Annotated in this window: 21 protein-coding genes; 4 read left to right on the top strand and 17 right to left on the bottom strand. The window is 58.6% G+C overall.

The genetic code is table 11. The features are described from left to right. Nucleotides 1-14: 14 nt before the first annotated feature. A complete protein-coding gene (locus tag ACO06F_RS07080; protein WP_421695984.1) occupies nucleotides 15-746 on the bottom strand; it encodes an MBL fold metallo-hydrolase in 732 nt (243 codons plus the stop codon). A gap of 242 nt (nucleotides 747-988) precedes the next feature. Here ACO06F_RS07080 and ACO06F_RS07075 point away from each other — a divergent pair, with 242 nt between their 5' ends. Further along, a complete protein-coding gene (locus ACO06F_RS07075) occupies nucleotides 989-2,401 on the top strand; it encodes a hypothetical protein (RefSeq protein WP_421695983.1) in 1,413 nt (470 codons plus the stop codon). 10 nt (nucleotides 2,402-2,411) lie between these two features. Here the strand turns inward: ACO06F_RS07075 and ACO06F_RS07070 are convergent, their stop codons facing one another. From ACO06F_RS07070 to ACO06F_RS07005, 14 genes are all read right to left on the bottom strand, one after another. Then, nucleotides 2,412-4,748: a PAS domain-containing protein gene (locus ACO06F_RS07070; protein WP_421695982.1), complete on the bottom strand. Its 2,337-nt coding sequence runs from the start codon at nucleotides 4,746-4,748 to the stop codon at nucleotides 2,412-2,414. A gap of 12 nt (nucleotides 4,749-4,760) precedes the next feature. Continuing rightward, nucleotides 4,761-5,399 carry a chemotaxis protein CheX gene (locus tag ACO06F_RS07065; RefSeq protein ID WP_421695981.1) on the bottom strand — a complete coding sequence of 213 codons (639 nt, stop codon included), beginning with the start codon at nucleotides 5,397-5,399 and terminating at the stop codon, nucleotides 4,761-4,763. Beyond that, nucleotides 5,396-5,779 carry a response regulator transcription factor gene (locus ACO06F_RS07060; protein ID WP_421695980.1) on the bottom strand — a complete coding sequence of 128 codons (384 nt, stop codon included), beginning with the start codon at nucleotides 5,777-5,779 and terminating at the stop codon, nucleotides 5,396-5,398. The genes ACO06F_RS07065 and ACO06F_RS07060 overlap by 4 nt, the downstream gene beginning before the upstream one ends. Then, on the bottom strand, nucleotides 5,776-6,066 hold the full coding sequence (locus ACO06F_RS07055; RefSeq protein WP_421695979.1) for a hypothetical protein: 291 nt from the start codon (nucleotides 6,064-6,066) through the stop codon (nucleotides 5,776-5,778). The genes ACO06F_RS07060 and ACO06F_RS07055 overlap by 4 nt, the downstream gene beginning before the upstream one ends. Beyond that, nucleotides 6,063-7,967 (bottom strand): chemotaxis protein CheA, encoded by a 1,905-nt coding sequence (locus ACO06F_RS07050; RefSeq protein ID WP_421695978.1) that lies wholly within the window; start codon nucleotides 7,965-7,967, stop codon nucleotides 6,063-6,065. The genes ACO06F_RS07055 and ACO06F_RS07050 overlap by 4 nt, the downstream gene beginning before the upstream one ends. Then, the gene (locus ACO06F_RS07045) at nucleotides 7,964-8,806 is read right to left on the bottom strand and encodes a CheR family methyltransferase (RefSeq protein WP_421696640.1); all 843 of its coding nucleotides are present in this window, start codon (nucleotides 8,804-8,806) and stop codon (nucleotides 7,964-7,966) included. The genes ACO06F_RS07050 and ACO06F_RS07045 overlap by 4 nt, the downstream gene beginning before the upstream one ends. Beyond that, a complete protein-coding gene (cheB, locus tag ACO06F_RS07040; RefSeq protein WP_421695977.1) occupies nucleotides 8,803-9,876 on the bottom strand; it encodes a chemotaxis-specific protein-glutamate methyltransferase CheB in 1,074 nt (357 codons plus the stop codon). Before cheB ends, ACO06F_RS07045 begins: the two co-directional genes overlap by 4 nt. Further along, nucleotides 9,873-11,273, bottom strand: coding sequence for a chemotaxis protein CheW (locus tag ACO06F_RS07035; protein WP_421695976.1), 1,401 nt, complete (start codon nucleotides 11,271-11,273; stop codon nucleotides 9,873-9,875). Before ACO06F_RS07035 ends, cheB begins: the two co-directional genes overlap by 4 nt. Continuing rightward, nucleotides 11,273-13,111 carry a methyl-accepting chemotaxis protein gene (locus ACO06F_RS07030; protein ID WP_421695975.1) on the bottom strand — a complete coding sequence of 613 codons (1,839 nt, stop codon included), beginning with the start codon at nucleotides 13,109-13,111 and terminating at the stop codon, nucleotides 11,273-11,275. The genes ACO06F_RS07035 and ACO06F_RS07030 overlap by 1 nt, the downstream gene beginning before the upstream one ends. 221 nt (nucleotides 13,112-13,332) lie before the next feature. After that, nucleotides 13,333-14,787: an MDR family MFS transporter gene (locus tag ACO06F_RS07025; RefSeq protein WP_421695974.1), complete on the bottom strand. Its 1,455-nt coding sequence runs from the start codon at nucleotides 14,785-14,787 to the stop codon at nucleotides 13,333-13,335. 58 nt (nucleotides 14,788-14,845) lie between these two features. Next, a complete protein-coding gene (locus ACO06F_RS07020) occupies nucleotides 14,846-15,529 on the bottom strand; it encodes a glutathione S-transferase family protein (RefSeq protein ID WP_421695973.1) in 684 nt (227 codons plus the stop codon). A gap of 42 nt (nucleotides 15,530-15,571) precedes the next feature. Next, complete coding sequence (locus ACO06F_RS07015) at nucleotides 15,572-16,588, bottom strand: ABC transporter permease (RefSeq protein WP_421695972.1); 1,017 nt, start codon at nucleotides 16,586-16,588, stop codon at nucleotides 15,572-15,574. A gap of 2 nt (nucleotides 16,589-16,590) precedes the next feature. Further along, nucleotides 16,591-18,171, bottom strand: coding sequence for a sugar ABC transporter ATP-binding protein (locus tag ACO06F_RS07010; protein ID WP_421695971.1), 1,581 nt, complete (start codon nucleotides 18,169-18,171; stop codon nucleotides 16,591-16,593). Between the two features lie 52 nt (nucleotides 18,172-18,223). Continuing rightward, nucleotides 18,224-19,171, bottom strand: a complete 948-nt coding sequence (locus tag ACO06F_RS07005) for a sugar-binding protein (RefSeq protein ID WP_421695970.1) — start codon at nucleotides 19,169-19,171, stop codon at nucleotides 18,224-18,226. 290 nt (nucleotides 19,172-19,461) lie between these two features. On the opposite strand from ACO06F_RS07005, the gene ACO06F_RS07000 reads away from it, so the two are divergent. Then, nucleotides 19,462-20,034 carry a hypothetical protein gene (locus ACO06F_RS07000; RefSeq protein ID WP_421695969.1) on the top strand — a complete coding sequence of 191 codons (573 nt, stop codon included), beginning with the start codon at nucleotides 19,462-19,464 and terminating at the stop codon, nucleotides 20,032-20,034. A gap of 69 nt (nucleotides 20,035-20,103) precedes the next feature. Here ACO06F_RS07000 and ACO06F_RS06995 read toward each other — a convergent pair whose 3' ends face one another. Next, complete coding sequence (locus ACO06F_RS06995) at nucleotides 20,104-20,376, bottom strand: hypothetical protein (RefSeq protein ID WP_421695968.1); 273 nt, start codon at nucleotides 20,374-20,376, stop codon at nucleotides 20,104-20,106. A gap of 17 nt (nucleotides 20,377-20,393) precedes the next feature. Further along, nucleotides 20,394-20,603, bottom strand: a complete 210-nt coding sequence (locus tag ACO06F_RS06990) for a cold-shock protein (RefSeq protein WP_421696639.1) — start codon at nucleotides 20,601-20,603, stop codon at nucleotides 20,394-20,396. 317 nt (nucleotides 20,604-20,920) lie between these two features. On the opposite strand from ACO06F_RS06990, the gene ACO06F_RS06985 reads away from it, so the two are divergent. Both ACO06F_RS06985 and ACO06F_RS06980 read left to right on the top strand, forming a co-directional pair. After that, entirely contained in the window at nucleotides 20,921-22,231 is a 1,311-nt protein-coding gene (locus ACO06F_RS06985) for a hypothetical protein (RefSeq protein WP_421695967.1), read from the top strand. 46 nt (nucleotides 22,232-22,277) lie between these two features. Further along, the gene (locus ACO06F_RS06980; RefSeq protein WP_421695966.1) at nucleotides 22,278-23,426 is read left to right on the top strand and encodes a hypothetical protein; all 1,149 of its coding nucleotides are present in this window, start codon (nucleotides 22,278-22,280) and stop codon (nucleotides 23,424-23,426) included. Nucleotides 23,427-23,456 lie beyond the last annotated feature (30 nt).

The raw sequence follows: 23,456 nt of genomic DNA, 5'->3' as shown, positions 1-23,456 counted from the left end.
GCTTTGAGAGGATTTCAAGACTGCCCCGCCATTGATGACAGGAAGGCCGTGACATCCACCATCCGCTGACCACCGGCGAGATAGGACTCAATCAGTTCATGCAGCCGGTCCCGGCCGAAAGAGGCTTCATGGCCTGCATGCACTTGATCGATCGGAAGTTCCTTCAACCGGCGCAGCGATGCCTCATAGAGGCAGGGGTCTGAATGCCAGGCCGTGTCGATCAGCATACCGTCATAGATTGTATCGCCGCTGAATAGAGTTCGGCTCTGTCGCTCATAGAGGGCAATCGAACCCGGCGAGTGGCCAGGAAGGTGGAAGACATTGAATACCCGGTCGCCCGTATCCAGCACATCACCTTCGTCGAGATATCCTGTAAGGGGGGCCGGAGTGAGGGAAAAATTGCGCAGTTCATACCCTTCATAGGGGAGTGCCGTGAGCAGCTCGGCGCCGAGCCAGCTTGACGCGCAGCTTCGGTCAAGATCGGGTGCAGCATAGTCTTCTGCCTCACTGCGGTGGCCAAGCCTTGTCTCGAACTCATGGGCGCAGCCGATGTGATCGAAGTGGCAGTGCGTACAGACGGCAGCGACCGGCTTTCCGCCAAGGGCTGCGATCTCAGGTTTCAATGGCCTGAGGCCCATGCCGCTGTCTATCAGTAGGTTACGCTCCCGCCCGTGGATCAGCCACATGTTACAGCGCATCCAGGGTGCTACATGGCGTTCCAGAATGCGGCTCAGACCAGAACCCATGCTCCTGATCTCATACCAGGAGTCAGCAATGGCGGGTCCAGCGATTATCCTATCACGATCCAGCATCTCTTAACATCCCGCACTCAGCCGTTTCCTGTTCCATCATAGAAGGACGAGTGGCGCTGTCTAATCTTCCTTACTTCCTGACACCGGGTTGCCTGTGGCGTGAATATCGGTCACAGTGCAAGCTCTATACGGCATGTGCTAGGCCAGTTCCCCACTTCCACACCGGAGGCTGCGCAATGGGAGATGCACGAAAGCTGACCAATAGCCTGGCTTGGGCGGCCTTGCTTATGTGCCTTTCGCTACCGGGCGCTCGTGCAGAGGGCACCGGGCAGTGCGAAGGCACCACAGGTTTCGGCTCTCTCCTGAATGAGGAGGAGTTCTCTTCCAGTGTCCAGGCCTTGCCGCCGGAGGCACTTGCCGGAGCCGCCATTCTTCCCGTCTCGACGCCACGTATCACGCTGCGCAATCTGCCTGCAGTGGCGCAGCAGGGCACGGATGATGATCCAGGTTCCCCTGGAAGTTGTGAGGCGCAATCCTTCGGCTATGGCCTCGGTTCCTACACGGCTGCGCGTGATGTTCTTGGTTTCCGCAAATGGAACCCGGCCCTTCCGCAATACTCGACCAGTGCTGCCTATCTCTATGCGCTCGCCCATCTGGAGGAGAACAAGAGTTGTCCTCAAGGGTCCATGGCGCTTGGTTATCTCGCACAGCTTACGTCCCGGGGCGCCCCCAGCCGTGCACTCGTCCCCTACAAGCCATACTGTAGCTATCTTGATGCGGTGCCGTCACAACCGATGTTTCCGAATCTCTTTCCAGGTATGAGCCGGTTTCGCATTGGCAGTTACGCTGCGCTACAGATTCATGACAATCCCGATGCGATCAACCAGATCAAGGGCTTCCTCCGCAACGGTCAGGCGGTCGCTTTTTCAGGTCTCGTGCTCTGCGGCTATGCGAAAAAACCGGTGTTCGAAAATGGCGTCATCTATGAGACAGGCACATTGCCACCGCCATCTGGCCATGGGCAACTTGTGGTCGGCTATGACGATACGGTCGGCAAGGACGGTTACAAGGGCGCACTCCTTGTACAGAACAGCTTCGGCATCCATTGGCCACCTTCTGGCACCGGCTCCATCGCCCCGCCGGGCATGGCCTATTGGTCCTACTCAACTTTTTCTCAAACCCAGAAGCTCGCGGCTGTGGCCTATCCCCGCAGCGACTGGCTGCTGGGTCTCTGGTTGAAGCCATCTCGCAGCAAGGCGCCATTCGCTGTCATCACAAGATCCTACCAATGGACGCCTGGCGGAGCTTCACCAGAGTCCTATTTAATCCTTGGCCACGGATTCAAGGATCCCGTGAAAATCGAGACCGTCGCATTGACCGAACCCAATGGGTCCAGCGTGATGGCGACGGCCACCTATGGTCAATATATAAGCACAGGTTATAGCTATCTGAAGCGCGGCGATGGCAATGCGTTTCTTGGGGGCATTTACACTGTCAAACTGTCGGGCGTAGACCTGAACGGCACGCCCATCACTTATACGGGCAAGGCCTTGGTCACTCCGCCCAGATCCTCGTCGCGTCCAGGGAAATCCATGGCCGGTGTTGCCATTACAGGGTCTACAGGAACACCGGCAGACCTCAGCGACTGAGAGATTTTCCTCAAACAAGCATCTCGCGAATTTTGCTTGCAAGCTGCTCGAGATCGAATGGCTTTGAAATCATATCCATGTTGTCGCCAAGAAATTCGGTGCGGTCTCTGGCCCCCGCCGCATAGCCGGTCATGAAGAGAACGCCGATGCTCGGGGTCAATTCGCGGGCCACATCAGCAAGCTGGCGGCCATTCATACCCGGAAGTCCCACATCTGTGATCAGCAGATCGAAATCCGGATTGGCGGTGAGCTTCTCTATCGCTGCATTCGCATCCGCCGCCTCGAGTGGCGCATACCCCAAATCACGCAGGACTTCACATACCAGCAGCCGCACGCTCTCATCATCCTCGACCACCAGGATGTGTTCGCCAGATCCGAGCGGCACGTCATGTGAGGCAGCACCCTCTCCTGTACCGTGCTCATCCGCACCACGCGGCAGATAGATAGAAACAGTGGTGCCATGGCCCAGCGAACTGCTGATTTCGGTGGCACCGCCTGACTGCTGCGCGAAGCCATAAACCATTGAAAGGCCAAGACCCGTTCCCTGGCCGATAGGCTTGGTGGTGAAAAACGGATCAAAGGCTTTATCCAGCACGTCCGGCGGCATGCCCTGTCCTGAATCGCTGACTTGGATCACCACGAAATCGCGAGGAGCAGTGAGTGTCAGGCCGGCAACTTCGTTGTGATGCAGAGTGACGTTGCGTGCCGCAATTCGCAGCTCGCCACCTGCTGGCATGGCGTCACGGCCATTGATCGCAAGATTAAGTAGCGCATTCTCAAGCTGGTTTCCATCGGTCACGATAGGCCAGGCATGGTCCAGGTCGAACACGAGTGTCACCTGTTCACCCAGCGTACGGATGAGGAGTTCCGACATGCCGCGAACTAGTCTCGCCACGTCGACCGGGCGTCGGTCAAGCGACTGCCGGCGCGAGAATGCGAGGAGGCGGTGGGTCAGCGATGCGGCACGCTGGGCAGACACCGTCGCCGCATCCATGAAGCGCTCGATGTCATCGAGCCGCCCCGCCTTGATCCGCCGCTTCACGATGTCGAGAGCTCCCATGATCCCGGTGAGCATATTGTTGAAGTCATGGGCAATCCCGCCAGTTAACTGGCCGACGGCCTCCATCTTCTGGCTTTGGCGCAACCGAGCCTCGGCATCCTTAAGAGCCTTGGCCTGCTCACGCTCAACTGTCACGTCACGCCCATAGGCATAAATCGAGATGCCTTCACGCGATGTCGTCCACACGGTTGAATGTGCAGCACCCTTGGCATGCCGCAGCTGCAACTCGAAGCGCTCTGTTCCGCGGGTCAGGTCGGGTAGCGCGGCAGCGACGTCATCGGACCATTCGAAATCAGCCAGGCTTCGGCCGATCACGTCATTTACAGTGTAGCCCAGAGCCTCACGCCAAGCCGGATTCGCGTCACGAATGCGACCATCGAGATCCAGCACGGCAAGCAAGTCGCGCGAATTCTGCCACACACGGTTGAGGTCCTGGGTCCGCTCACGAACACGTTCGGACAGACCCTCGTTCGAGCGCCGCAACCTCTCCTCGATTAGTTTTGACGCGGTTATATCATAGGCCACACCGATGTAGCGCATGCCTGGTCCGGACAGATCACGCACATATTCTCCGCGCCGGGCGAGCCATCGCGGCTCGCCATTGTCGGCACGGGTGATGCGAAACTCGATATGGCTGCCGCCTGCTTCCAGCTGCCCTGAGGTGGCGGCGGCAATGGGGGGATCATCCGGGTGGATCAGCCGGTTGACGGTGGCAAGTGGAAGCACCTTCGTTGGATGAAGGCCCAGCAAGTGGCAGAACTGCTGAGACACTTGCAAGGTGCCGAACCCTTCCCCACGTTCAAATGTGCCAATGCCACCGGCCGTTTGGGCAATGCGAAACCGCTCCTGCACGCGTTTTTGCTCGGTGACATCGACAAGGTGACCGGTGAAACGGATAGGCTCGTCATCCTCGTTGAACAGGGCGCGGCCCTTTGCATGCACCCAGCGCAGGCCGCCATCGGCCTTACGCAGGCGGTAGTCTTTCTCAAACACCTCCGCGCCCGCGAGAATTGCAGCAACAGCGAGACGGATGCGCTTCTGATCTTCGGGGTGAATTCCAAGGAAGAAGTGCGAGGTGGGAACGCCAGCATCGAGCGCCACAGCATCCTGGCCGGTGAGCGTCGCAAAACTAGCGTCGCCACGCAAGGTTCGTGCAGGAATGTCCCACTCCCAGGCTCCGGTTGAACCTGCCGCATCGAGCGTGAGAAGAAGGCGCTGGCGTGCTTCGGCGATCTGTGCCTCAAGACCGGCCAGCGTTTCCGGGGCAATGGGGGAGCGGATGGTCATACAAGCTCCAGATTAGTCGGTGTCCGCAGTGACGCGGGCGATGAAATCGGCAATAAGCAGTCTGAGGGCCGAAAGAGAAGGTAGGTCCATCAACATCGCGATGTAACCACGGATGTTGCAGTCACGGAATGAGAAGTTGATATAGAGAAACAGTACGAGGCCTGCCTCGTCAGGTGTCTCCGAAGGCAGGGCGAACAGATCCTCGCCGTTTCCACGCACCACGTGGGGCAGCGTCATCTTGAGCGGTTGCTGCAACATGTTGGCCATTGTGCCGAGACAATTATTGAGGATGACATTTCCAATCTCGGCGAGCGCCTCGACCTCGAGTTCCGGCAGATCTTCCACAGGCACATTATCGCCAGCCACGGCACGAACTACTTCTAGCGATCGTGACTCGGGGAAAATCAAAAGCGCTCGGCCGGAGAAGGCGCCGCCAAAATCCTGGCGAACGGCGATCAGTTCATCGTTTTCACGTTGGCCAATCAAGGCGGCCGCAGCCTTGTAGGTCACGATCTCTACGGCAGGAACAGAGAGCAAAACTTGCTGGCCTACCATCTTGCGCAAAGCGGCCGCCGCCCGGCTCACCCCGATGTTGACGACTTCCGTCAGGGCGTCGCGCTCGAGTTCGTCGAGGGAGAGTTCGTCAGTCATTTCTGGACCTGTCTCAGGCGCAGCGCTGCCCCGGTCACAAAACCTGCGAGGCCCTCTTCCGTGACCGGTTTGCTGACGAAGGTGGCGTTCACCGCGCGCGCCCGGGCGATCACTTCGTCCTGAATATTTGCGGTGATTATGGCAATCGGCATATGGGGGTGCGCCTGGCGTAGCTCCTCGGCGAGGTCCAGCCCGTCGCGCCCCGGCATATTGAAATCGAGGATCGCGACGTCGATTGCCTCCCTTCCTATCAGTTCCAGCGCTTCGTCTGCATTGCTTGCCTCCAGCCGCGTCCAATCGGGCTTCAGTGCGGCAAGCGTTTTCCCGGCAACGATGCGTGCCAGCTTGCTGTCGTCGACCAAAAGAACCTTGACGGTCATTGTGCTTCGTCTTTCTCCAGGCGTCGATCCGCCGGCTTGTAGGTTGAGATATTGCCGCCATTGATCAGTGGCAGAATGTGAAGGTCTGCAAAGGCGTCACCCGTCCTGCCTTGGATTTGCGGCCTGACGGCCAGAAGTACTTGCCAGAGAGCCGTGTGCAGCTTGCCGGCCTCCATCTGTACGACGCGGCCAGGCTCCTCCAGCAGTGCCGTAAGCAGCGTTTCCGCTTCCTCCACGCCGCAGTCGTCGGAGAGTATAATTCGGAGCTCTTGCACGAGAACCGTCATGTGATCAGCGCTTCCAGGTCTAGGACCAGCGCTACGCTTCCGTCGCCCAGAACGGTGGTGCCAGAGATGCCGGGGATGATCTTGATCAGACCAGTCGCCGGCCGCAGCATGGCTTCCAGCCTTTCGCCGATTGAATCGATCACCAGACCAATTGCAGCGCCCCCCACATTTGCGATCAGCAGCAGTTCGTGGCCGCGGCAAATAGAAGTCCTGCCCAACAGCGTGGCAAGCCGCACCACCGGTACGGTGCGTCCACGCACGATCATGGCCTCTCCAGCCCGCACCTTGTTGATCGCTCTCGCATCGATGCGAAGTGTTTCGATGATTGCATCCATTGGAAGTGCATAGCGGCCGCCGTCACATGTCACGATTATAATACGTGTCAGCGCAATTCTCGTAGGCAGCGACAGCCGGAGAGTGACACCCTGGCCATTTTCACTCTCAAGCGTGACGTGCCCGCCCAGTGCTTGCACATCCCGGCGTACCGAATCCATGCCCACGCCCCTGCCGGACACGTCACTGACATTGCCTGCTGTTGAGAAACCCGATCGGAACAAAAGGTCGATGACGCCGTCATCATCCAGACTGCTACCAAGTTCAGCCGTGATCAGGCCCTTCTTTATCGCTGCCGATCGGACGGCCGCGATATCGACGCCGCCTCCGTCGTCGGAGATCGTCACCTCAATGCGAAAGCCATCCTGGCGGGCGCCCACGGATATACGGCCCCGCGGCGGCTTGCCACGCCGCTCACGCTCGGAAATCTCCTCGATCCCGTGGTCGATTGCGTTGCGTATCGTGTGCAAGAGTGGATCGAACAGTGCATCGACGACCGTCTTGTCAGCCTCAACATCTCCACCCTCGACTTGAAGGTCCACTGGCTTTCCGAGCTGTGTGGATATCTCTCGCACCAGGCGAGGTAGGCGGCGGAGAGTCTCGTTGAGCGGCACCATTCGCACACCGGTTGCCGCGCGGTGCAGACGATGCGACAGCCGGTCTAAATCTTCTTGGGCGGCGGCAATTGCCCTTGAAAGAGCTAGGCCCCCTTCGATCTGCCGCGCCTCGTTGACAAGCCCGGTGAACGCGTTCTTGGCAACGAACAGCTCACCTACAATATTAGCCAGCATATCCACGCGGGCCGCATCAACGCGCACCGTGCGGCGTGCGTGCGGCATCAGCTGAACAGCGCCGGAAGAAACAGGTCTGCTCACCAGAACCGCTTGGTCGGGAAGCAAGCGGAACAGGTTTTCGATTTGACTTCTGGACGCCGCAGATGCGGCCTCAAAAAAGAGATTAGAACGGAATGGGTCAAGATCTACCGCATCAGGCCACGGACTCAGGACGCCGACCTCTACTGCGAGCAGCTGTGGTATGGCTGCCATCAGTGCCACTGGATCGTCGCCGTTGAAAAAGCAATCCGGCCGCGGCTCGTACCGAATGGCAGATTGTGCTTTGGAATGCACTGCGAAGAGCCGTGTCGACCATTCGGGAACCATTACTGTTTCTGCGGGTGCTGTTGTCTTGACGTGACGCGTGGCCAAGGCGGATGTGAGTGCCGCTCCGGTCTCGCCCGCATCGGCGGGAAGAGCGCCGCGCACCGCCACTTCTCTTACGCAGCGGTCGGTCCATTCAATAATGGCGATCAGGGGATCGACCATGCCCAAATCAAGCTCGCCCGCGCGGTTGGCGACGGTAAGGATGTCTTCGGCGGCATAAAGCGTGCGCTGGATGGGCGTGAAATCGAACAGCCCGGCTGAACCTTTCAACGTGTGCACGCCTCGGAACAGGCTCTCGATATGAGGGCGGCTCGTAGGCTCATGTTCCAGTGCCAGCAGGTCGTCAGCAGCCTGCTGAACCAGTTCGCCCGCCTCGACTACGAACTGTTGGAGGAGGTCATCGATCATTGATCACTTGACCGCTGATAGACGACGGCATCTTCGAACTGCGCTGTTTTGAACCGGACGGAAATTCGACCCATTGATTCGGTATGGCCGAGGCAGACATATCCACCCGGCAGCATGGCGTCATGAAGGTGGCCTGCTGCAAGGCTGCGCGCCGCATCATCGAAGTAGATGAGAACGTTGCGGCAGAAAATGACATCGAACTGGCCCTCGGCGGCAACCGAACTACGATCGATCAGGTTGACGGAACTGAATTTTACGGATTGGCGAAGGTCGTCGATGATGTGCCATTGGCGGGCATCTGCCTGCTGGAAATAGCTATCGCGAAGCCGATCTGAAAGCCGCGAGAGTGAGCGTTGATCGAATGCGCCGGCTTGCGCGCGTCGCAGCGCCTCCGTGTCGATGTCGGAGCCGACGATCTCGACATGATAGGCATCGACCAGCCGCCAGTTCTCAAGAAGCCATATGGCGATGGAGTAGGGCTCTTCACCCGTCGAACAAGGCACGGACCAGATGCGGATACGGTCTCCCGGCCGCTTGGACTTGATAATCTCTGGCAGCAAAGACTGGCTGAGGCAGCGCAGTTGGTGTTCCTCGCGATAAAAATAGGTCTCATTCACAGTGAAGCTGTTGATCAGCAGTTCAGACTCTGCGTGATCGGCTAGGAGTCTTGGAAAATAGGCCGAAAAGGTGAGGGCGCCTGTGGCCTGGACGCGCTCAGCCACGCGGCGGTCCACATAGTAGCGCTTCGATTCCCCGAACAGCATGCCGGTGCGGCGGTATAAGAAATCGCACAGACGAACGAGCTCCGGGCCGGTCAGAAAACGACTTTCGCTCGTCATCGCCACGGGCCGATCTCCAGAAGGCGCTCTGCCATGTGTGGAAGCGCTACGATGTCGCTCGCTCCGTTCAGGCGCACCAATTCGCCTGGCATGCCCCAGACAACAGCGCTTTCTTCTGCCTCCGCGATTGTATACCCACCGGCCTTGCGCAACTCTGCCATAGCCGCAGCGCCGTCATTGCCCATGCCGGTCAACAGGATCCCGACCAGTTGGTGCGGACCCATGTGCTGCATGGCGCTCATCACCAGCCTGTCAACGCTCGGATGCCATAGATGCTGCGCACTGGAGGGCACGGGTATCGCGATCAACTGGTCACCGCGACGCGCCACCATCATGTCCGCATCTCCACGCCCGACATAGACGCAGCCGTCTTCGATGGCAGTGGGGGCGTTCACTTCCCTCACCGGCAGCTTGCACAGGCTATCCAGGCGGCGGGCAAATGAGGCGGTGAAAGTCCGTGGCATATGCTGTGCGATCAGGATCGGCCATCGGAATTCGGAAGGAAGACCCGAGAGCAAGGCGTCAAGTGCGGGCGGCCCCCCTGTGGAAGCACCCACCAGAACAAGCCGATGATCTCCACTGTGGCTCAAAGCGGGAGCTACTCGGCCTTCACTGGGCTGCCGCGTTGCACCAGCGTTAAAACGCAGCCGGTCAGCCAGACGGGCGCTCCGCCGGATCCTGATACCCGCTGCCTGGCGGACGCGCTCCTTGATCAAGGGCCCGAACTCCTCGCGATGGAGAGAAATCGTCCCCGTAGGCTTCGCAACAAAGTCAACTGCACCCATCTGCAGCGCTTCCATCGTTGCGTCAGCGCCTTGCTCGGTCACGGCAGATACCATCACCACGGGGCAGGGGTGTTCCACCATGATGCGATCAAGGCAGGCGAGACCGTCCATGGTCGGCATCTCGACGTCGAGTGTCACGACATCGGGATTGAAGCTGCCAATCCTGCTGAGGGCATCTGCACCGTCCCGGGCTGTTGCCACCATGAAGCCCTCCTCAGCTTCGAACAGACCTGCAAGAAATTTACGCATCAACGCTGAATCGTCGACAATGAGAACACGGATCACGATGAAACAGCCCACCCTTCCGCTGTATCAAACTGGGCAAGGACATCACGTTCCGCACGGTGGAGCATCTCCTTGGGGTTGACGATCAGGATCATGTCGCTGCCTGTTGGCACCACCCGGTCGAAGATTTCAGATCCATCCCCGGGCACACGCGGTGCTGGCATCACTTCTGACGCAGGCACGCTCAGAATTTGCGAAACCGCGTCGACGATGAAGCCCAGCTGAAGCTCACCTACGGTGACGACGATTACGCGGCCGCGCTTTCCCTTTGTCTTCACTGAGAAGCGCTGCCGTTGGTCGATGACCGGCAAAGCCTTTCCCCGCAGATTCATCAATCCGGCCACGAAGTCAGGTGCACCGGGAAGTCGCGTCAACGATTCCGGCATGCGCATGATCTCGTCCACCGCCTCGATCGGAATGGCGTAAGACTCGTCCCCAAGGCTGAATACCACGAATTGGATATCATCAACTCTACCCACATACTCTGGCATGGCTGAAATCCTCGTGCTGGAAGGTTGCAGCGCCTGCTCCACTTCGCGGCGGGCAAACAGCCGAGCAGGGGAAAGAATGGAGATGAGCATTCGTTCATTAGCTCTGCCGATGTACTCGATTTCGGCTTCACCGAGGCCCCGTTGCAAGATGCCCGGCACTGGTTCGATGGATGTCTCCGGAAGGCGGCTGATACCATCAACTGCGCCGGTTACTAGGCCGATCCGCGCACCGTTACAGAATGTGATCAGCACGTAATGCCTCCCTCCCACATCGGAGAGGCCCAGCAGTGCCGCCATGGATACGAGCGGCAGAACACCGTCGCGATAGGCCAACATTCCGAGCGTCGGACCGGTTGCACTAGACCTCTCCGTGAAGTCCTCCGGCAGAACCATCACTTCGGAAAGTGCGTCCAGCGGCAATCCATAACGCTGATCCGCAACCCGGAATGTCAACAGCGCCACCTCGGGCACGGCCGTTTCCATCGAGACATGCATTTTTCCACGGCGGACCGAGCGGTCCGGTTCTTCGGGCCTTCCAGGGAAGTGTTCGGCAAGCTGCGCCCCCACATCGAGCGAAGTTGCTGTAAGGTACTCTCCAATGGCATAGACCTGATCAACGAGAAGACCTATCGGAGGAGAATGGCCAACGACCACCACGCGGCCATCCTGACTTGCGCCAGGAGCAGGAACGAGACCAAGCAAGGCCGACACGCGGACGACGGCAATGGCATTGCCGTAATAATTCATCAGCCCTGCAATGGTCGCGGAACTGTTGGGCACGCGCGTGAGAGAAGGGGTGCGGCGAACCTCGAGAACTTCAGCTGCCGGAACGCTGAACTGTTCGCCTGCGACCCCGAAGGACAGATTTGCTTGCGAGGTGGCCATTGTTGGCGTGGCGAGGGCCATCAGTTGCCGTTGGCCGACATATCATCGGCGAGCGAGGCTATTTCTTCGATGGCAGCTGCGAGATCCTCGGCACCGCGCGACTGTTCACGTGCTGCCATTGCCGCTTGTGCAGCAGCTGAACTCGCCTGCTGCGCCGCGGCCGCGATCTCGCCCGTCCCCGTCTGCACTTCGCCGGAAGCTGCAAGGGCAGCGCTGCTCCCAGAAAGAGTCTCCTCAATACCTGCTGAAATAATTGTGACTTCGGAGTCAATCTGCTTGAGACGCTCCAGGATAGCGCCATTTTTCTTCAGTTCAATGTTGGCGGAAGACAGCGTGTGTTCGATTTCACGCCGGACATGCATGACTTGGAGCTGCATGACGCGGATCACATCCTTGACACCATCGATATTCTCGGAGGTATCCTGCGCCAACTTACGGATGTCGCCCGAGACGATGGCAAAGCCTCGGCCCTCGTCACCCGCGCGGGCAGCCTCGACCGAACCGCTGACGGACAGCATGCTCGTCTGGACCGCAATCAGAACGATGCGATCGATGCTCTTCTCGATGTTCCGCGCGGCACTCTCGAGGCTTTCTAGAGTCGTCAGCGCTAGTTGCACATCTTTGCGCGTGTGCTGCAATGCCGAGACGATTGAGCTGACCCCACTTGCCACAGCGGCGAGCTTCTCCCGCATGGTCCGGGTGCGCTTTCCCCCCGCCTGCGAGACTCTTTCAGTCTCGCTCGCAATCCGCTTGATCTGCACCATCGCGGCGTTGGTTTGTTGCGTTGCCGCTGCCTGCGAGTCGGCGCCGCGGCTGATCTGTGCGATGGCCACCAATATCTCCGCTGCTGCGCTGGAGAGTTCTTGCACGGTGGCGGATAATTCCTCAGCGGCTGTACTCACCTGCTCGGTGCCGCTGGCAACGCTACGTCCGGACTGCATCTCTTCTGCCAGCGTCGCGAGAGACTGGGCCGCTTGCTGGCTCTGCTCCAGCGATTGCGCCTGTTGCTCCACCGCGCGCTGCGCCTGGCTTACGGCGGCGGACTGCTCCTCGGCGGCGGCCGCCACCATCTCGGCGCCGCGCCCCGCCTCGCGGCTTGCGGTATCGGCTTCTATGGCAGTGTTAAGGATAGTCTCGCTGTTCACGCCCAGTGCCGAAAGGTCATCACGCACGGTGGCAAGATCCCGAATCAGGGACCGTGCTGTTGCCGTCTGGACCGTTCCGGCCTCCGAAGTTGCGCGCACTCTTGAGCCCAGATCCCGTACTCCATCAGCGATGTGAGCCGAAAGCTGCTCAATTTCACGAGCGCTGCGTTCTGCAACTTCTGCGAGGCTTCGCACCTCGTCAGCAACAACTGCAAAGCCTCTGCCGCTGTTGCCAGCTCGTGCTGCTTCGATCGCCGCATTGAGCGCAAGAAGATTGGTCCGGTCAGAAATGTCGGCCACCATCTGGGTCGTGGCTGTGACGTCCGCTGCCTGCCGTTCCAGCGTCTCAATCACAGCGACTGAGGCGAGCTGGCGTTCGGCAACCTGTTCGATTGTGGAGGCAGAATCTTCCAGGTTTGTTGCCGTTTCTAGCATCGTCACTTGCAAGCTTTCAGTGCGGCGGCGGGTGGCCTCCGCTTCACTGCGTGCCTGCGTGAAGGCGCTGCTCAGCTTGGCAATCGCGGTGAGGGATTGCTGCGCTGCACCTGCGGCCTCCTCGGCACCGGTGGCGATCTGCTCGAGTCCCCGGCGAAGGCTGACGGCAGCAGCTGTTGCTTCTGCCATACCGCTCGCCAATTCTTCGGTTGCTGCGCCAATGCGCTCGGCTGCCTTCTGCTGGCGCTCCCGCACGCGTTCCTGTGTGCGGCGCGCCACGCCGCCCTTGGCGCTATGGCCAATTTCGTCCGCCATCGCTGCAGGCTTCACGACTGTCCGCACGAGTTCTGTCGTCTTCACCAACGCCATGCCACCCCCTCAAAAATTCAACCGGACAATGAGTGAACGGGCGTTTGGACAACCGCCAGTCACGTGCGCAAGCTATGAGCCCGAACAAAGAAAATGCGGATAAAGGCATTAGGTTCCAGACCAAAGAATAATTAGTCTAGTATAGTTGCTTCTGCGGCATGCCTTGCGGAGGAGCGCAGCGGGCGTTCTTTCATCCAAAGGATAAACACAAACGCAATGGCAAACCCAATGGCTGTCGCAGCAAAGATCGACCTGAAGGCGCCCGGCGGCACTCCTGCTGTAGCACTGATGGTCTCGCCGCCCACCTCCGACGCGTTGAGGAGCGCGCCGAAAATTGCAACCGTCACGGCACTCCCAAGCTGCCGGAAAAAGTTCATGGTACCTGTGGCAGTACCAAGTTCATGAAGTTGAACTGCATTCTGAATGGCCACGGTTGTTGTCGGCAGCACGGTTCCAAGGCCCACACTTATGAGGGCAAGTACAGCCTCGAATGCTGTAAGCGGTAATTGATCTGCCCAAAAGGTGAGTATAATCGCACCCATCGTCGCAACGCACAGCCCGATGGTTGGGATCCGCTTGTAATGCACAATGCGGCCCATGAGCTGACCAGCGATTGTCGCTCCCACCACCGTTCCCACCATTAGTGGGATCAATCCAAGTCCAGAGGCGGAAATGCTCAAGCCGCGCGCTGATTGAAAATAGACGGGCAGGTAAATTGAAAGGCCGATATAAGCGCCCATGCCGCACGATGCCGCGACGGTCGCACGGGAAACAACTTTGTTACCCAGAACCGAGAGTGGGATCAACGGTTCACGTGCCCATCTAATCCGCCATACGAACAGAATCCATAGTGCCGCCGAAGCTCCGAGCAGCCCTCCTGTGCGTGGCGAGTCCCAGGCGTAGGTTGTGCCGCCATCATGCAAAGCGAGCATAAGACTTACGGTTGCAGCGACGAGAAGCCCAGCGCCAAGAAGATCAAGCTCATGCGGCCGGTCGTGCCGGGGCAGTCGCTTCAGTGCAGCACTGCTGATGAAATATGCAAGCGCCCCCAATGGCAGGTTGATCCAGAAGATCAACGTCCAGTGCAGGTGCTGCGTGAATACCCCCCCAAGCGTCGGCCCTAGCAGACTGGCCAGCAGGAATACGCTGGCGAAGTATATCTGGTAACGGCCGCGCTCCTTGGGGGCCACGATGTCAGCAACGATTGTTTGCGCAAGCGAGATGAGGCCTCCACCCCCAAGCCCTTGCAAGGCCCGCGCGGCGATCAGCCAGCTCATGGTTGGCGCCAGCGCACATGCCACCGAACCCGCGACGAAAAGCGTGATGCCTAGCGTCAGCGCTGCGCGTCTGCCCTTGATGTCGCTGTATTTTCCATAGAGCGGAGTGACGGCGGTGGCGGTGAGCAGATAGATGCTTGCTACCCATGATATCGCATTGAAGTCGCCCAGATCCGCGGCGATTGCGGGGAGGGCAGCGGCGATAATTGTCTGGTCAAGCGCCCCAAGAAACATGGCCACACCAACGCCAATGACGATGGTGCGGATGTCGAGGTGGGAGAGAGGCGGGTGGGACGGGTTTAGACTCATGGGCAGCGTGTAGCAGCGCTACTCAAACTGGCAACCCGCAAACCCACCCGGCCACGTTCTAGATGGCTGCCTCTTTATCATATCTCATGTCTTCAGGCCGGTGCCGGGCAAGGTCCGTGCATTGATCACCAATCGCTTTCTTATAGGCGGGCCGTTCGAGGCACCTGTCCCTATAGCGCGCAAGGGAAGGGTGGTGATCAAGTATGTCCGTATGGCCTATGATCTTTAAAACCGAGCTCATCATCAAGTCGGCGATGGTAAACCGGTCGGCGACCAGATAGTCCCGCGCTCCGAGTGCGTCTGACAGTTGCCGCAAGCGCAGCTCGATCATGTCGATTACCAGAGGGCGCAGCTTCGCCTTGACATCTTCGTCGTCGATGAAAAAATCAACCTGCGCCAGCATCATGAAATTGGGCTCGATCGTATTGAGCGCTGCAATCATCCAGCTAATTGCCAATGGATGTTCCGAGGCATCTTCCGGCAGAAGCTGCCCTGACCTGGTCGCCACATCAACCAGGATGGCGCCGGTCTCGAACAGAGGCGCCCGGCCATCTTCTACCAATGCCGGCACCTGGCCAAAGGGCTGCTGGCGGCGATAGTCCGGGTCCTGCTGATCTTCCGTATCGAGCAGGCGAACCTCATATGGCCAACCTACTTCATTCAGAACCCATCGCACACGGTGGTCACGCACCTGGCCCTGCGCGAAATCGGGAACCCACTTGAGCGCCGTTACCGTGATCATCGCTTTACCCCGACGATTGAGACGAAAAGGAGCTTCGTTGCCCTAAACGGATCGGTAGCGGCGGAGTTCCTGGCGCTTGCGGAACTTGCTGTATTCCTGATCGGCCAGCACGCCAAACAGAATGACAGAGCCACTGACCGCAAAATTGAGAGAAGAGGGAATGCCTAACAGGTTGACGAGATTCTGCAGCACCTGCAGCAACACGGTTCCCAGCACCACGCCGACGATCGAACCTTCACCGCCCCGCAGCGAGAAACCGCCCAGAACTGCAGCCGCAATGGCGTAAAGCTCATAAAAATTGCCATGCGAACTGGGCAAGATCGAGCGGGTGTACATCGCCAGGAAGATCGCCGCGATCGCTGTCAGAACCGCGCAGAGCGCGTAGGCCGCAATCACAACCCGGTCCGTTCTGATCCCAGAGAAGCGCGCCGCTTCCTCATTCTTTCCAACCGCATAGAGATATCGCCCAAAGACGGAACGGTGCAGCACCACCCACATGATGGCCGCGAGCGCCAACATGAAGAAAAATGAATGGGGTAGGGGGAACGTTGTCACAGCTCCTCCTGTCAGGAACGCCACCAGATCCGTGCGGCCTGTGGTCAGCCATTCAAGTTGTTCGAAGCGCACACCAAAAGGGAATCCCGCAGTGGCGTCCTCCGTATAGAAGCGCGCCACGCCGCGATAGATCAGCAAGCCGCATAGCGTTACAACGAAGGGCTGCATCTGCATCTTGGTGATGAGAAGACCATGTATCATTCCCAGCGCGAAGCCGAGTCCCAATATGATCATCGAGGCAAGCGGCCACGGGACACCTAAATTGGCGATTAGATCGATGAAGATCACGCCCAGCAGTGCAATCATCGATCCTACTGAAAGCTCGATGCCCCCGGTGATGATGACGAAGCCCTGCCCGATCGAGAAAATCCCGAAAAGGCCTACAAGGTTCGCCGTGTTCGCGATGTTGATGGGTGAGACAAAGCGCGGGTTGATGAAAGCAACCACCGTTCCTACCACGATGATGAGGATCAGGAGGCCCAGGTCTTTCTTGATATTCAACATGGCTACCTTCTGTTCAGTTGCGCGGCTTGAGTCTCGCCGTCCGGTTGGAGTGAGCGCCCCACCGCTAGTGCAAGAACGTTTTCTTCGCTGAAGCTGTGCCGAGGGAGCTCGCCAGATATACGGCCTTCATGCATGACGGCGATGCGATCGGAGACGCCGATCACCTCCTCCATGTCGGAAGAAATCATGAGCACCGCAACGCCCTGATCCGCGAGGTAGCGCATGAGCCGGTAAATCTCGGATTTTGCGCCGATGTCCACGCCTCGTGTGGGTTCATCCAGAACGATGATCTTTGCCGTCATCGCCAGCCATTTCGCAAGGACGACCTTCTGCTGATTTCCCCCGGAGAGGAGACCCGCCCGCACTTCCATGTTCGGGGCGCGGATATCAAGGTCCGTCCGGCTGCGTTCGGCCTGGGTTTCTTCGGCCTTGCCTGACACAATGAAGCTCTTTGCATAGGCCTCAAGATCAGGAAGCGTGATGTTTTGGCTTATGGGCAGGTCCAGCACGAGGCCCATGGCTTTGCGGTCTTCCGGCACAAGGAAGATGCCAGCGGCAACCGCATCTCGTGATGACCGCAGCGCGACCTGTGCGCCATCGAGCAGCATTGTGCCCTCCAGTGGACGGTCGATCCCGAAGATTACCCGGGCAAGCTCGGTCCGCCCCGCGCCCACGAGCCCGGCAATCCCAAGAATTTCGCCGCGATAAATGTCGAGGTCGACATCTGCTGTCGGTTTGGCCGGCGTGCGCACGCCGCGGAGCGAGAGGGCAATGCTGCCCCGCGGCACCGCTGGCGCACTGTATCTGAGCGTCAGTTCACGGCCCACCATGAGTTTCACCATCGCATCGTGGGTGATGGCGTCTTCCCGCAGTTGCCCAACCAGCCGCCCGTCACGCAGAACGGCCACACGGTCCGCTGCCTGCACCACCTCATGGAGGCGGTGCGAAATGAAAACGACGGCGATGCCGTGCTCCTTCAGTGCTGCAATGACGTCGAGTAGCTTCCGCGTCTCCGCCAGTGGAAGGCTGGAGGTGGGTTCGTCGAGGATCAGGAGCCGGGAATTGAGGCTCAAAGCCTTGGTGATCTCGACGAGCTGCTGTTCGGCAAGCGAGAGATCCGAAACGAGAGCAGTTACCGGAAAGGTCGCTCCAAGCCGGTCCAGATAGGGTTGCACCATGGCGTGGAGCTTCGCGGTATCGATCAGCTGCAGAATGCCGAATTTTCTTGGTTCGCGGCCAATGAAAACATTGGCTGCAACATCGAGATTGCCAAACAGGTTCAGTTCCTGGTGTACAAAGGCAATGCCGGCCGCCATTGATTCCTTGACGGTGAGTGATGCGTGCTTGGTGCCACCGATCTCGATCGCGCCACGGTCAGGCGAGATGACACCGCCCAATATCTTCATCAGAGTCGATTTTCCCGCGCCATTCTCGCCTACGAGACCGATCACTTCACCTGGGCGTATATCCAATGTAAGGTCGCTGAGTGCAGTTACACCGGGATATGACTTGCTGACGTGCGATAACCGAATGAGCGGTTCGCCCGTTAAGACATCTGGCACAATGAGCGAAGAACTTTGCACGGCAGAAGTGCCTTCCACGGCCTGCCAGAAGCCGGCCGTGGAAGGCTCGTTCCTATGACTTCAGCTTGGCCTGGAAATCGGCCTGAAACTGATCGACATTGTCTTTGGTGATGACGATACCGGGAATGATGAGGATGCCATCCGCCGGGATGCCGCTCTTGTCACCGCTCACGAATTTGGCAAGAAGTTTCATCCCCTGGTAGCCCCATTCGAAGGGCTGTTGAACGACTGTTCCTGCGAAAGAACCCTCCTTCACCGCGCCAAGGGTGATGGGGTCTTCGTCAAAGGCGACGACGGTGATCTGCCCAAGCTTTCCGGCATCACGCAGAGCTTCGTAGATGCGTGGCGGGTTATAGGAGTAAAAGCCAACCATGCAGTTGACTTCCGGATGGGCGACGAGCGTGTCGTCAACATTGGCGCGTGCCCGTGTCTGGTCGATATCATCGCCGCGAACGTCAACGAGCTCGATGTTGTGTCCGGCTACGGCAGACTTGAAGCCTTCAATCCGCTCACGCGCATTGTCAGCACCCGGCAGCCCCACGAAACCCATGCACTTTCCGCCATTTGGCAGGGCTTTCACGGCCACTTCGCCAGCATTCTTTCCGAGTTCGGTATTCGACGAACCAATGTAGGCAACCCTATTGGAATCGGTTGCATCGCTGTCAAAGGTGAACAGGGGTACCTGGGCGGCGATGCGGTTGATCGAGTCCGTCGATGTTTTCGGGTCCACGACCGAAACCGCAATGGCAGAAACCCCCGCGGCCACGAGGTCATCCATCAGGCGTTGCTGGATCGCCGAATCTGCGCGCTCCGGATATTTGAACAGGAGCTCATAGTCGGGCAGTTCCGTCTGCGCCTTGCGCACACCCGCTTCCGCAATTTTCCAGAAGTCGGATGGTCCATTTACAACGAACGCGAGTTGCTTCTTGTCAGCTGCAACCGCCGAAGCGGTTACCAGCACGCTGACGGCCATAGCCGCAGCAATTCCAGCAATTTTCATGGTGGCAGTCCTCCCTTGATGTTGATCGGCGGTGAGCCGGCCGTTTTTTGCAAGACATTCGGACTATCAGGCGTCGTCTTTGGCGCTCCGTTTTGCCGGCAAGGAGAGAGGCAAGGTCCGGGGGCGCAGTTTGTATGTATTACAAATTGAATATTTCAGCAAATGAAAAGCGCATATCATTTTTTGCGAGTCCGGAATGAACTCCGACCATTGTGATCAATGTCACAGCGTCCACTCCGGCTTTGTCTAAATTGATGTGTGAGACCAATCAATCAACAGGAGAAGCGCCCATGCCAGCCTTTCTGAAGCCGCTCATTTTCACAGCCGCTGCTCTGGCGGTCGTCCTGTCCACGGGCGAAGCTTTCGCCGATACACAGACATTCTTTAAACCGAAGCAGTCGGGAAACCGGTTAGACTGGTGCCTGGACTGGAGTACGGGCTGTGGTGCACCGGCCGCCAATGCCTGGTGCAAGTCGAAGGGCTTTGACAAGGCTGCATCCTTCGAGGAAGACCCGGATATTGGCGCCTCTCACCCCACGCGGCTCATCAGCTCCGGCGCCGTCTGCGACCAGGGTTTTTGCGACGGTTTCGCGCAGATTACTTGTGATACGGCGGGTACAAAGACCTTCTCTAACCCGAAGCAGGCAGGGAACCGGCTGGACTGGTGCCTGGGTTGGTCCACGGGTTGCGGGGGTGCTGCAGCAAGCGCTTGGTGCAAGGCCAAGGGCTTTTCCGGAGGCGCCAGCAGCTACACCATTGCCGAGAACATAGGCGGCTCGGAGCCCACGCGGCTGTTCAGCACCGGTGCCGTCTGCGACCAGGACTTCTGTGATGGCTTTGCAAAAATCACCTGCCAGCCCTGACCAAACAAAAACGCGTCCCGTTACCGGGACGCGTTCGAACAACCCAATTGCCGGAATTACCGGCCGGACTTACGCCCGGTTCTTAAGGGCGTAGACATAAGCCTTCGAAATGCCAAGCTCAGCCGCGACAGCGTCTGCCGTCTTGCCGGCCTTTGCGCCGGCAAGGACGGCCTTGCGCAGCTTGGCGACATCTGCCGCACTGCGGCGGGTGGCCTTGCGGGGGGCCTTTTTAGGTGCAGTCTTCCTGGCCTTGGGGGCCGATTTGACAGCGATGGCCTTCTTCGTCTTACGGCTCTTGGTCGGAACCTTGGCCGTTGACTTCTTCTTCGCTTTCCTTGCCACTGGGCTTGGTGCGGGTATTAGATCGCGCGCAGCTGATCGGCGGACAGCTTGCCGCTCTTGCGGTCAGTCGTCAGCTCGTAGGAAACGGCCTGATTTTCATTCAGGCTGCGAAGGCCCGCCCGTTCAACCGCGCTGATGTGAACGAAAACATCCTTGGAACCGTCGTCCGGCTGGATGAATCCGTAGCCCTTGTCAGCGTTGAACCACTTAACTTTGCCTGTAGCCAATGTACTTGCTCTCTTTAGAAATTGCCAATCTTGCAGCTGTGAAGAACAGCCGCGAAGATCAAGACAGCTAAAACCGAGCAATGTCAACTGATTGTCGCAGGAGTCGGGCGTTAGTCGTAAGCCGGAGGAAGCTTTGAGTGGTGCTCGCCCCTCCCGCCGACCGCCCGGTTGCAAATGCGAAGAAGTTCGCCAGTTTGCTGAAACGAGGCGCTCCAGTAGATCGGAAACAATCGGTCACGGCTGGTAAGTAGTTTCCCGGATTGAAGATTTTCGCGATTATTGTAGGACCCGAAATAGTTCCGCTTGGGGGAGTGGTTATGAAATTTGGCGTAAAGCGTGCATTTTCATACAAGGCCTTTGCCTTCGCCCTGCTTGTGTTGGGCATCTCCCCGCACCACGCCCTGGCGCAAGCTTCGCCCCTCTACCGCGTGGTGATTGATGCCGGAAGCAGTGGTTCACGAATCTACCTCTTTGAGGTGACACCCGGCCCGTACCCGATCGTCAAGCAGCTGGCAGCCTTCAAGGGCGTCAAGGGTGACGACGGGCTCGACAACTTCCTGGACGGACGCGGCGGCGTTGAAAAGAATTTGGGGCCTGAGGCAGTCGGCTCTGCCATGCTTTCGCCGCTGCTGCGCGAAATTCAGCCCAAGCTGGACGAACTGAAGGTAAGTCATAAAGACGTGACGGTAGATCTGCTTGCCACAGCCGGCATGCGAAGCGTCCAGAAGCCGATCGGCGAACATGATGTGGCAGCGGTCGACGCCTTCTACGCGAAAGTCCGTGCAGCAATTGAAGTCGAAGGCTTCCCCGCTGGTGAAGTCAGAACGACGGATGGCAGCGCTGAGGAGGGGATCTGGACCTGGGTTGACCTCAATGACCGTTACAGGGATGCCTTCCGTTCAACCAAACAGCCAGTGGGAATTGTTGAAGTTGGCGGCTCCTCGTTGCAGGTCAGTTTCCCGATCGACGGTTTGCCCAACCCGGCAGCGAATGTTTATGAGGTGAAAATCAACGGCAGGTCCTTCTCGGTTTTTGATAGAACCTATATTGGCCTTGGTCAGGATGATGCCCGAAAGGCAATGCGTGTTCTTGATCCGCCCGCGGATGGTGGTAGCCAGTGCTTCCCGACAGGGATGACGGCGGCGCAGGATGAGGGCGATTTTGTCGGCGGAAAGCACATCACCATCAAGGGCACCGCTGTCTTTGACGCGAAAGCTTGCGCCGCTTCCTATGCGCAAATTATCAGTGGTCCTTTTGTCAGGCTCGGAAAACCTGATGTCGCCTCGAGCATCAGTCCTTTCTATGGCATCTCCGCTGCGCGTTACGCTCTCGAAGAAATCGGGGCATCGCCGCAATTGCCGAGCGAAAAGTCGATCGCAGACACCATCGCACGCAAGTGCGCCGTGAAGGATGCTGTTGCCAATTTCAAGATCACCAGCAAATACGCCCAGCGCGCCTGCGCTGGAGCTGCCTATATACAGGCGCTGCTTTACGGCTCCGAAGGCCTTTTCCACGACAAGCCGGAGCTCTTCAAATCCACCATTGCTGACAAGGTCGAGGTCGATCCCGCATCGACAGGCACCATCACGTGGACGCGCGGTTATTTGCTGCAAAAATATGGAAGCTGAAGCCCCCTGACTGGGTGCAGCGAAATTACAGAAAGGCACGGGCTACATGAAGCCGCAGATTCTCACCTCCTCCTTTGGCATTGGGCGGACCGCCGCGCTGCTATGCGCCGCTCTCGCCGTGTCAAGCCTCGGAACCCACGAGGCTCGCGCCGCGGATGCGCCGGCACTCAAATCATGTGTTATCATCGACAATGATTTCGACATCGACGATATGATGGCGATCCCGCTGGTCTTCGGCTCCGAGCACGTGGCTGCCCTCATTCAGTCGGAGGGCTATACACTTCCCGAGGAAAGCGCCCCCGCAGTCGATGTCCTGGTGAACGGAACGGACGGCTCGTCCGGCAGCCGGACGATTCCAATCATCGTCGGAGGCCGGCAGGAGAAAGGCCCCGATCTCAGCCAATGGCCCTGGCTTTCGTTCTTCCGCTCCATGCTCAATCAGGCCAACGGGCTTCTGCCGGCGCCATTGCCGCCGTGGAAGTCCACACCGGACTATCCGCAGAAGCTCGCCGATACGGTTGCCGATTGTGATTCCGTCTCCATTCTGGTGATTGGCACCTACACGTCCTTCATCAATTACTTTCCGCTTCTTCAGGACAAGGTCGACCGCATCGTGATCATGGGGCAGCCGATCAATGACGACTCGTCAACGCCTGGCCGTGAATCCTTCAACTGCAAATTCGATTTCGCAGCCTGCCAGAAGGCCATGACTTTGCTGGAAGGCAAGCCCGCCTTCTTCATAGATGTGCCGCGCTTCGAGGAGTGCAGGGGTGCCACCGCAACAGCAGCACATTGCTACAGCCCGGACTACGCGATGGTGGCAGGCGATGGCAAGACGCCAGGGCTCAAGGAGGAGGGCATGCCTGGCCGCCTCAGGAAGGCTCTGCTGAACGATATTTCATGTCAGTCGTTCTACCCGCCGGCGGACAGGACGAAGCCCTGCACGTCCAAATCCACGTGGGAACCTGCCGCAGTGGCTGCAGGTCTTGGCGGCGAGATGCTGCTGTGGGATCAGTCAGCGGCTATCTTTCTAGTTCACCCCAAGGCCTTCGCGCTGTTTTATCCCAAGGACAACAAGAGTGAAGGTGGCAAGCACTATTCGCCCGTGCTGATCGACAACTCGGATGCCAAAACAGTGGAAGGTCTGCGCGCATTGTGGACGGACCTCACCAACGCGGCCGTCTCCATAAGATAAGGCCTGTCACCGGGATTGTGGCGCGGGCGC

Source organism: Aestuariivirga sp., from assembly GCF_965227715.1.
Lineage (GTDB): Bacteria > Pseudomonadota > Alphaproteobacteria > Rhizobiales > Aestuariivirgaceae > Aestuariivirga.
This window is presented reverse-complemented; position numbering and strand designations above follow the sequence as displayed.